Genomic DNA, 3,338 nt, shown 5'->3' with positions numbered 1-3,338 from the left:
AACACGGCCGGCGTGCTGACACTGAGAGCGCTCTGCTCGCGGTCGGCCTCGGCGCTGGCTGTGCGCTCACCGGCGACCTGGTGCCGATGGCGCGCGTCCACGTGCTGCGCGATCGGACGCGCTGCAGGAGAGTTTCGGCGACCGTGTCGCACTCAACGGGCACCCTCAGCACCGCCTTCCCAACACGCTCAGCGTTTCGTTCGTCGGCATGATCGGTGCCGAGGTGCTTTCGCGTCTAGAGGGCGTCGCGGCGTCGACCGGTTCGGCCTGTCACGCCGGCCGGGTCGAGCTCTCCCCAGTGCTCACGGCCATGGGCGTGCCCGAGAAGATCGGCATGGGTGCCGTTCGCTTCAGTCTTGGTCGAGCAACGACCGGCGCCGAAATCGACGCCATCGTGGATCTGCTTCGAGCCGTCACGTTATAAGGCTTGCTGCGCCGGCGGCTCTTTCGCCGCCGCGGCTTCCTCTGGACTGAGGGCGCCCGGCCGGAGCTTGAACAGAATCAGCAGCGGCCCGGCGACGAAGATGGAGGAATAGGTCCCGGCGAGGATGCCGAAGATCATCGCGATCGTGAAGGACTGGATGACCTCGCCGCCCCAGATCGAAAGCGCCGCCAGCGCAAACAGCGTGGTCACGCCGGTCAGGACCGTTCGCGCCAGCGTCTGGTTCATCGACAGGTCGAGCAGCTCGGCAATCGGCATCCTTTTATAGCGGCGCAGGTTCTCGCGGACCCGGTCATAGACAACAACCGTATCGTTGATGGAGTAGCCGACAATGGTCAGGATCGCGGCTATCGAGGTCAAATTGAACTCTATGCCGGCGACGACATAGAAGCCGATCATCAGGATCACGTCGTGGAACGTCGAAATGATGGCGCCGAGCCCGAACTGCCACTCGAACCTGATCCAGATGTAGACGAGCATCGCCAGCAGCGAGGCGAGCACGCCCATTGTGCCGTTGAACGCGAGTTCGGAGGACACCGTCGGACCGACAACCTCGATGCGGCGGAACTCGTAGTCGGTTTCGAGCGCGCTTCTCACTTTCGCAACCGCGGACTGTTCGGCAGTGTCACCGCCTCCCTGGGTGCCGATGCGGATCAGCACATCCCGGTTCGACCCGAACTCCTGCACCTGCACCTCACCCAGTTCGAGGCCCGTCAGCCGCTCACGGATGTCGCCGATGTCGGCCCGCTGGCCCTTCGCCTGCACCTCGATGCTCGAACCGCCGCGGAAGTCGATGCCGTAGTTCATGCCGACCGTGAAGAACAGCACGGCCGAAGCGATCGACAACAGCAGGGACAGCGTGAAGGCGTATTTTCGGAATGCCATGAACGGCACGCGCGTGTCGTCGGGCACCAGCCGCATGACACCGTTGGGCATCGTTTTCGGCCGCTGCCGGCGCAGCCAGAACGCGACCAGCCAGCGCGTCAGCGTGAAGGCCGTGAACACGGTGGTGACGATGCCGATGGCGAGGGTGACGGCGAACCCCTTGATCGGCCCCGAGCCAAGGAAGAACAGGATGACGGCCGCAATCAGTGTCGTCACATTGGCGTCGACGACGGTCGCCAGCGCCTGTCTGAACCCGGAATCCATCGACTGCACGATCGAGCGCCCTTGGCGGTTCTCTTCGCGGACGCGCTCGAAGATGATGACGTTGGAATCGACCGCCATGCCCATGGTCAGCACGATGCCGGCGATGCCAGGCAGCGTCAGCGTTGCCCCGAGCACGGACAGGACGGCGATGATCAGTGCGACGTTGGCCAGGAGCGCGATATTCGCGATCAGTCCCAGTCGCCCATAGGCGAACAGCATGAAGCCGACGACGAGGAACAAGGCGATGATCGACGCGAACTGGCCCGCCTCGATCGAATCGCTGCCAAGGCTCGGACCGACGGTGCGTTCCTCGACGATGGTGAGGTCGGCAGGCAGTGCGCCGGCGCGCAGCAGGACCGCAAGGTCGTTCGCGCTCTCCACCGTGAAACTGCCGGATATCTGCCCAGTGCCGCCCAGGATTGGTTCGCGGATCTGAGGCGCGGAGATCACCTCGTTGTCGAGGATGATGGCGAACAGGCGCCCGACATTGGCCTGAGTAGCCTGACCGAAGCGGGTGGCGCCGCGACTGTCGAAGCGAAACGAGACCACCGGCTCGTTGGTGCGCTGGTCGAAGGTTGCCTGCGCGTCGACGAGGTTTTCGCCGGAGACGATGATCCGGTTCTCGATCAGATGCGGAACCCGCGGCTCGTCCGTCGAATACAACACCGTCGAGCCCGCCGGCGGGCGGGCGGAGATCGCCTCCTCGACCGGAATCGACTGGTCCACCATCTGGAAGGTCAGCTTCGCCGTCTGTCCGAGGATATCCTTCAGCCTTTGCGGATCCTGCAGGCCCGGCACCTGGACCAGAATGCGGTCGTCGCCTTGGCGTTGCACGATCGGCTCGGTAGTGCCGAGTTCGTTCACGCGGCGCTCGACGACCTCGAGCGACTGCGCCAGCGCCGTCGACGTCCGGTATTTGATGCCGGCATCGGTGACGGTGAATTTGAGCACGCCAGGCTCGGAATCATCCAGCGACATCTCCTGGACGGAGCCGCCGCTGAACAGGCCGGCGGCCACCGGATCGGTCAATGTCTTCAGCGCCGTCTTGGCGGCATCGACCTGGCCGGGATCGGTGATGCGGACCTGCACGGTCCGGCCTGATCCGGCAAGACCGGTGTAGCCGATCTTGGCGTCGCGCAGCAGTGTCCTGATTTGGTCGCGCGTCGTCTCCAGCCGATCCTTGGTCAGATCGTTCGGATCCATCCTGAGCAGGATATGCGAGCCGCCCTGCAGATCGAGGCCAAGCGTCATCTGGCGCTTCGGCACCCAGTTAGGAAGCTGGGCCAGCGTGCTGGCAGAGAAAAGATTGGGCGCGGCGAGGATCACTGTGGCGGCCACGGCCAGCCAGATCAGGATCATCTTGAAGCGCGAGAAATAAAGCATATGGCGTCGTCCGTCGGGCATTCTGGCGGATCGTTCCGCCTGGAATCGGGTTATTTCTTGGCGTTCTGGTTCGCCTGCGGCTCGCCGTTGGTCCGCACATGGGCAATTATTGAGCACGGGTCAGTCACATTGGTGCTGCCATCGGGCTTTCTTCGACTGTTGTCAATGTTGCCGGCAAGGGGCCAGCGCGCAATGGCATCACGATGTCGTTGGCGCCCTGACGAGTGGCCAGCCAGATCAGAGTCGTCCTGAGCGCGAAAATACAGCAAATGGCATCTTCGGTCAGGGCGTTCCTGGCGGATCGCTCCGCCGACAATTCAGTTATTTCTTGGCGTTCTGGTTCGCCACCGGCTCGCCCTTGACG

Annotated in this window: 4 protein-coding genes; 2 read left to right on the top strand and 2 right to left on the bottom strand. The window is 63.7% G+C overall.

Going from position 1 to position 3,338, the window contains the following annotated elements; all coding sequences use genetic code 11:
- Positions 1-212, top strand: a 212-nt coding sequence (locus EOA86_RS40690) for a hypothetical protein (RefSeq protein ID WP_245497397.1), incomplete at its 5' end; no start/stop codon positions are given.
- Positions 122-424 carry an aminotransferase class V-fold PLP-dependent enzyme gene (locus EOA86_RS27625; RefSeq protein WP_245497398.1) on the top strand — a complete coding sequence of 101 codons (303 nt, stop codon included), beginning with the start codon at positions 122-124 and terminating at the stop codon, positions 422-424. The genes EOA86_RS40690 and EOA86_RS27625, both read left to right, overlap by 91 nt.
- Here the strand turns inward: EOA86_RS27625 and secDF are convergent.
- Positions 419-2,974, bottom strand: coding sequence for a protein translocase subunit SecDF (secDF, locus tag EOA86_RS27620; RefSeq protein WP_128344572.1), 2,556 nt, complete (start codon positions 2,972-2,974; stop codon positions 419-421). The genes EOA86_RS27625 and secDF overlap by 6 nt on opposite strands.
- A gap of 124 nt (positions 2,975-3,098) precedes the next feature.
- The coding region (locus tag EOA86_RS39620) for a hypothetical protein (RefSeq protein WP_206630146.1) at positions 3,099-3,338 on the bottom strand (240 nt) is incomplete at its 5' end.

This window comes from Mesorhizobium sp. M5C.F.Ca.IN.020.32.2.1 (assembly GCF_004023105.1).
GTDB lineage: Bacteria > Pseudomonadota > Alphaproteobacteria > Rhizobiales > Rhizobiaceae > Mesorhizobium > Mesorhizobium wenxiniae.
This window is presented reverse-complemented; position numbering and strand designations above follow the sequence as displayed.